We start from the raw sequence: 6,457 nt of genomic DNA, 5'->3' as shown, positions 1-6,457 counted from the left end.
CACCACCGGTACCCGGCACACGCGGCCTTCGGCGGCTACAAGCAGTCCGGCATCGGCCGCGAATGCCACAAGATGATGCCCGCCCACTACCAGCAGACCGAGAACGTGCTGGTCAGCTACGGCGAGCAGGCGCTGGGGTTCTTTTGACGTGCTGAAAAACGCCATCCCTGGCCTTTTTCGGTTCGCAGCGGCGCGGGCCAAGCCCGCGCCGCGCTGCATCAATCGATGGCAGCCGCCATCGATTCATGCCGGGGCATCCTGCCCCGGACGGGCCTCGCCTCGACAATGGAGGCAGCCCGCATGACCGCCCCACCGCGCGTAGTGGCCACCGAGGCGGCGCTCGCCCTCATCGAGTGCCTCACGGCCCGCCACGGGCCGCTGATGTTCCACCAGTCGGGCGGCTGCTGCGACGGCAGCTCGCCCATGTGCTACCCGCGCGGCGACCTCATCATCGGCGCGCAGGACGTGTACCTCGGCGACATCGGCGGCCAGCCGTTCTACATCGGCGCCGCCCAGTACGAATACTGGAAACACACCCAGATCATCATCGACGCCATCCCCGGCCGCGGCGGCATGTTCTCGCTGGAAGGGCCGCAGGGGATGCGATTCATCAGTCGCGGGCGGTTGTTCGATGAGGCGCAGCGGGCGGCGTTGGAGGGGCAGGCATTGACCCAGAGCCGCACCGAGAGCTTGTGAATTTTTCAACGGATGCGCTGATTTAACAGGCCGTTGAAAAAGGTTTTTCAACGGCCTGTCGAGGATGCGCTGATTTATTCAGCGCATCCCGCCCGGGGCAGGCAGCTCCGGCCTGAATCGAGGGCGTAAGCCCTTGATTCAGGGAGCCCCGCGCGGGGCACACCGGCACCACGCTTCCTGCATGGTTCTGCCCGACCTCGGACACGCATGGCGACATAGCGCGGCGTAGCCCGCCTTGCGCCCCTACCGGCCGAAAGTCTTGCGCAGCCAAGCGTCCACCACCGCAGTGGGGGCATAGTCTGGATTGCCCAGCTCGCGGTTGATGCGCAGATGCCCACGCAGGCCCTTGCCGGGAAAACTGGCAAAGTCGACCGCCGTGCCGGCGTTGCGCAGCGCCGTGCCGAGCACGGCGGCTTGGCGTACGCCGTCGGGCCGCTGCACGTGCAGCAGCAAAAACGCCCGGGCGTTGGGCGCGGCGGCGTGCTGCACGGGCGACAGGGCGAGCTGGCGGGCCGGGTCTTTGCCGAACACCTCGATATAGGTCTTGCGTAATCGGCGCGGGCTGTCGTGAATTTGCATCGGCACGTCGTAGGCCGCGCCGTCGTTGGCGATCACCCCGTCGAGGTCGGCAAAGCCCAGGCCGGCCGCGCGCAAGTACCGCTCGTCGGTGCCGACCAGGGCGACCAGGTGCGCGCCGGCGCTGTGGCCCATCAGCACCACGCCGCTGCGGTCGATGCGCAGCTGCGGCGCACGGTCGAGCAGCGCGCGCAGCGCGTGGGCCACATCCTCGGCCTGCTGTTCGACGGTCACCGCCGGAACCAGGCGGTAGTCGATGGCGGCGTAGGCGTAACCGCGCTCGCCCAGATGTCCCGGCAGCCAGCGGCTGGCGGCGTGGTTCTTGCTGCCATATTTCCAGGCGCCACCGTGGACGAACATGACTAGCGGCGCCGGATTGCGCGCGCGCGCCTGCCACACGTCGATGCGCTGGCGCGGGTCGTCACCGTAGGCCACGGTGGCGGTGGGTGGCGGGGGCGCCGCGTCCGACTCGCCGCCGGGCAGGCGTCTGGCGAACCATGCGCCGAGACCCGCTTCGCTGGTGCCGGGTGACAGCAACACCAGCGCGGCGAGCGTGAGCAGGATGGTCTTCCACATACGCGTACGGCCTGCAGTTGGTCAAATGCTGAACACGTCCGTCCGTGGAATTTTTCCTCGCGCCCCCCGCGAATGGGGCGCTGCGCCAACCGGCGCCGACCGCAGCCAAACTTGACCGTGATCATGAAGTGCGCCGGCAGCGATGCAACCCACAGCCTTCGGGACGATACAGATGATCGAGCATACGCGTCGGTTGAGGAAACGCTTATTGACGTCCGGGGGTAACATGCCCCGGCGTCATTCAATGGCGTAACCAGTTGATTCAAGGTGCGCGGAGCGGGCGTGTACTGCGCCGCGGCGAGCTGAAAAATTCCACGGCGGGATTTTTCAGCGTTTCCTGAAAACAAAAACGACACGCACTCATGTTTCGGTTCTTGACGTCGCGGGCGGCCTGGCCCGCCTGGGGGCTATTGCTGATAGGTCTGGTCACCACCGGCCTGGTCAGCCACGCCTTGCGCCGCGACGTCGACCGGCACATTGAACGCGATTTTTCGGCCCACGGCGCGGCGGTCTCCCGCCTGCTGCAGGATCGCCTGACGGCCCGCACGCAGGCGCTGCAGGCGGCCGCGGCGGCGCTGGCGACGGGCCTCGACCGCGCCGGCTGGCACCAGTATGTGCGGGCACTGCAGCTGCCGCGCACCCTGCCGGGCGTGCGGGCAATCGGCTTTTCGATCGTTCTGACGCCCGCCGAACTCGGCCGGCACGTGGCGCAGGTACGCGCCGAGGGTTTTCCGGCCTACACGCTGTTTCCGCCCGGGCAACGACCGCTGTATTCGAGCCTGGTCTACATCGAACCCGCCGACGGCCCCGGCCGGCAGGCGCTCGGTTATGACATGTACTCGAAGCCGAGCCGGCGCGGCGCCATGGATTTGGCGCGCGACAGCGGCCAGGTGGCGCTGACCGGCCCGCTGACGCCCATCCCGGACCTCGGCGTCGATGCGCCGACCACCGTTTTGATGTTCGCCCCGGTCTATCGCCCCGGCCTGCCCACCAACACCCCCGCCGAGCGCCAGGCCGCGCTGCTCGGCTGGGCGGTCGGCGCCGGCGACGCACGCGCGCTGGTCGCCGCGCTGCTGGCCGACCTGCCGCTGCCGCTCGACGAGGCCACGGCAGTGTCCGTGCACGACCGCACGGTGCCGCACGACGCTGCGCTGCTGTACGCCGCGCCGGCGCAGCCGGCCGGGCCATTGCCATACGCGCTGCACTACCCGCTCGATGTGGGCGGACGGCACTGGGAGCTGACGCTGCAGCGCGCGACGCTCGCCGCCGCCGGCGATTACCGCGCCTACTGGCGCGGCGCGATCGCCGGCACGCTGCTCAGCGTGCTGCTGTTCGCGGTGACGGTGCTGCGCATCCGCGGCCAGCAGCAGGCGCTCGAAAACGCAATCGCCATGCAGACCGCGCTGCGCGAGCGCGAACGGCAGGCGACCGAGAACAACCAACTGCTGAATCTGGCCCTGGAAGGCGCCGGCGTGGGCATCTGGGATTACCGGCCCGCCGAGCGGCGGGTGATTTTCTCGCCGCACTGGCGCGAGGTGGTCGGCCTGCCGCCGTCGGCGCCCCTGGATGAGCCCGTCGATGCCTGGCTGGCGCGCATCCACCCCGACGACCGGGCCGCCACCGAGGCGGCCATCGAGACCTTGCAAAATCAGTCGGCGCAGCAGTTCCGGCACGAGTACCGGCTGCGCCGCGCCGAGGACGGCTATTTTCCGGTCGAGGCGCGCGGCGCGGTGGTCGAGCGCGACGCCGCCGGCCGGCCGCTGCGCCTGATCGGCCTGTCGTTGGACGTGTCCGAGCTGCGCCGCGCCCAGCAACACGCCGAAACGCGCAGCCGCCTGTACGCGGCCCTGAGCGCCTGCAACGCCGCCATCGCCCACTGCCGCGATCAGCGGCAACTGTTCGCGGACGTCTGCCGCACGGTAGTCGAGCTGGGCGGCCTGACCATGGCCTGGATCGGCCTGCTCGATCCGGCCAGCGGGCGCATCGTGCCGGCGGCCAGCGCCGGCACCGGCACCGACTACCTGGACGGCATCGAAATCAGCGTGTCGGCCGACGACCCACACGGCCACGGCCCCACCGGCACCGCGGTGCGCGAGAACCGCCCGGTGTGGGTGAGCGACTTCGCCAGCAACCCCCTGACCGCCCCCTGGCATCGGCGCGCGGCGCCTTACGGCTGGACCGCCGCGGCAGCGCTGCCGCTGTGCCGGCGCGGGCAGGCGATCGGCGCGCTGACCATCTACACCGTCGACCTCGACCTGCAGGACCCCGACCTGCAGCAGCTGATGGCGGAGATGGCGAGCAACATCTGCTTTGCGCTCGACAAGCTCGCCGCCGAGGATGCCGCGCGCGCCCATCAGGCCACGCTGCTCGAAGCCGAACAGCGTTTCTCGGCGCTGATCGAGCAGTCCATCGCCGGTGCCTTCATCGTCCAGAACGACCGCTTCACGTACGTCAACCCGCGCCTGTGCACCATGTTCGGCTACCAGGACCCGTCGGACCTGCTCGGCCGCTCACCGCGGCAACTGGTCGCCGCCAAGGATCTCGGCCGCGTCACCGAACAGCTGGCCGGCGTGCTGGCCGGGCAGCTGCTGCACCGGCACATGCTGCTGACCGCGCTGCGCGCCGACGGCAGCCCGCTGGAGGTGGCCATCGACTTTGCGCTCACGCACTACCAGCAGCGCCCAGCCGTGGTCGGCCTAGTACAAGACCTGACCGACCGGGAAGTGGCCGCGCAGCACATCCGCCGCTACACCGCCCAGCTCGAGAACGCGTTTCGGCAGACCGTGCGCCTGGTGACCCTCCTGGTCGAGCGGCGCGACCCCTACACCGCCGGCCACGAGCAACGCGTCGCGCGCCTGGCGGTGGCCATCGGCACGGAAATGGGCCTGGCCGGCGGCGTGCTGCAGGGGCTGGACGTGGGCGGCCAACTGCATGACGTGGGCAAAATGCAGGTACCGGTCGAAATCCTGACCAAACCCGGCCGACTCACCGATGCCGAGTACGCGCTGATCAAGGACCACGCCCAGGCCGGCTACGACATCCTCAAAGACGTCGACTTTCCCTGGCCGGTGGCGCTGATCGCCGCCCAACACCACGAGCGCCTGGACGGCAGCGGCTACCCGCGTGGACTCAAGGGCGACCAGATCATCCTGGAAGCGCGCATCGTGGCCGTGGCCGACGTGGTCGAAGCCATGGCCCTGCACCGGCCCTATCGCTTCAGCGAAGGGCTGGACGTGGCGCTGCAGGAAATCGAGCGCGGCCGCGGCAGCGCCTACGATGCCGAGGTGGTCGACGCCTGCCTGCGGCTGTTTCGACAAAAAGGCTATGCGCTGGACGGCGCGGGCAACGGCGACGACGGCAGCGCCCAAGCGGCGCTACCGGCCCCGGCGCAGGACCTGGCCACCGACTCCTGACGACCGCCGCGCCACCGGCGGCGTACCATCGGCGGCCGGAATTCACCCGTCCACCGCAGCACAGGTCACGCCCCATGGCCATCGATGTCCACACCCACGTCGTGCCGGCCGATTTTCCGGCCTACGCCGGCCGCGCCGGCGGCCAGCGCTGGCCGCAGATGCACGCCTGCGATCACCCCGGCCACAAGACGGTGGTGATCGGCGACAAGCCGTTTCGGACCGTGAGCGACCACAGCTGGGACGTGGCACGGCGGTTGCAGGACATGGCCGCCGAGGATGTGCAGATGCAGGTGCTGTCGCCCATGCCGGAGCTGCTGTCGTACTGGTTCGACGCCGACGACGCGCTGGCCATGGCGCGGCACGTGAACGGCACCATCGCCGGCATGGTGGCGGCGGCGCCGCAGCGCTTTGCCGGGCTCGGCATGGTGCCGCTGCAGGACCCCGAGCTCGCCGCCGCACAGATGCAGACGCTGCGCCGCGAGTACGGCCTGGTGGGTGTGGAGGTCGGCAGCAACATCAACGGCAAGCCGATCGGCCACCCGGACCACGCGCCGTTCTTCGCGGCGGCGGTAGAAAATGATCTCGCCGTGTTCGTGCACGCGCTGCACCCGGCCGGGGCGGATCGGGTGATCGGCCCGCCGCTGCTGCAGGCGCTGATCGCGTTCCCCAATGAAAACGGTTTTGCGGTCGCCTCGATGATCACCGGCGGCCTGCTCGACCGATTCCCGGGCCTTCGGATCGGCTTCAGCCACGGCGGCGGCAGCTTCGGCATGGTGCTGCCGCGCCTGCAGTCGGGGTGGGAAACCCTGCGCGGCGAGCACGCCTTTCTGCCGCACGCGCCGATCGACTACGCCCGGCGCATGTACTACGACGCGCTGGTCTACGACGACCTGGCACTGCGGTATCTGATTGATCTTTACGGCGCCGACCGGCTGATGGTGGGTTCCGACTACCCATTCGCCATCCGCGAGCCGGCGCCCGGCCGGCGCATCGTCGGCCTTGGCCTGCCGCCCGCGCAGCGCGACGCCATCCTGCGCGGCAACGCGCGGGCGTACCTGCGCCTACCCGGCTGACGGTCGCTACAGATACACGCCCTGCGTGCTGTTACCGTCCACGGTGATGACGCTGCCGCAGATGTAGCTGGCGCGTTCGGACGCCGCGAAGCACACGGCGTTGGCCACGTCCTGCGGGTGGGC

General features: G+C 69.7%; 4 protein-coding genes. 3 read left to right on the top strand and 1 reads right to left on the bottom strand.

Annotated elements, in window-relative coordinates; all coding sequences use genetic code 11:
* The first annotated feature begins 300 nt into the window (after positions 1-300).
* Complete coding sequence (locus tag PHC73_RS10230) at positions 301-696, top strand: DUF779 domain-containing protein (protein WP_300127570.1); 396 nt, start codon at positions 301-303, stop codon at positions 694-696.
* Positions 697-939: 243 nt separating this feature from the next.
* Here the strand turns inward: PHC73_RS10230 and PHC73_RS10225 are convergent, their stop codons facing one another.
* A complete protein-coding gene (locus PHC73_RS10225) occupies positions 940-1,848 on the bottom strand; it encodes an alpha/beta hydrolase (RefSeq protein WP_300127567.1) in 909 nt (302 codons plus the stop codon).
* Positions 1,849-2,210: 362 nt separating this feature from the next.
* Between PHC73_RS10225 and PHC73_RS10220 the strand changes: the two genes are divergently transcribed.
* The gene (locus PHC73_RS10220) at positions 2,211-5,261 is read left to right on the top strand and encodes a CHASE domain-containing protein (RefSeq protein ID WP_300127564.1); all 3,051 of its coding nucleotides are present in this window, start codon (positions 2,211-2,213) and stop codon (positions 5,259-5,261) included.
* A gap of 74 nt (positions 5,262-5,335) precedes the next feature.
* Positions 5,336-6,334: an amidohydrolase family protein gene (locus PHC73_RS10215; RefSeq protein WP_300127561.1), complete on the top strand. Its 999-nt coding sequence runs from the start codon at positions 5,336-5,338 to the stop codon at positions 6,332-6,334.
* The last annotated feature ends 123 nt before the right edge of the window (positions 6,335-6,457 follow it).

The sequence above is a fragment of the Immundisolibacter sp. genome (assembly GCF_028696615.1).
Classification (GTDB): domain Bacteria; phylum Pseudomonadota; class Gammaproteobacteria; order Immundisolibacterales; family Immundisolibacteraceae; genus Immundisolibacter.
Note: the sequence above shows the minus strand (reverse complement) of the source record. Positions and strands in the feature narration are given on the sequence as shown.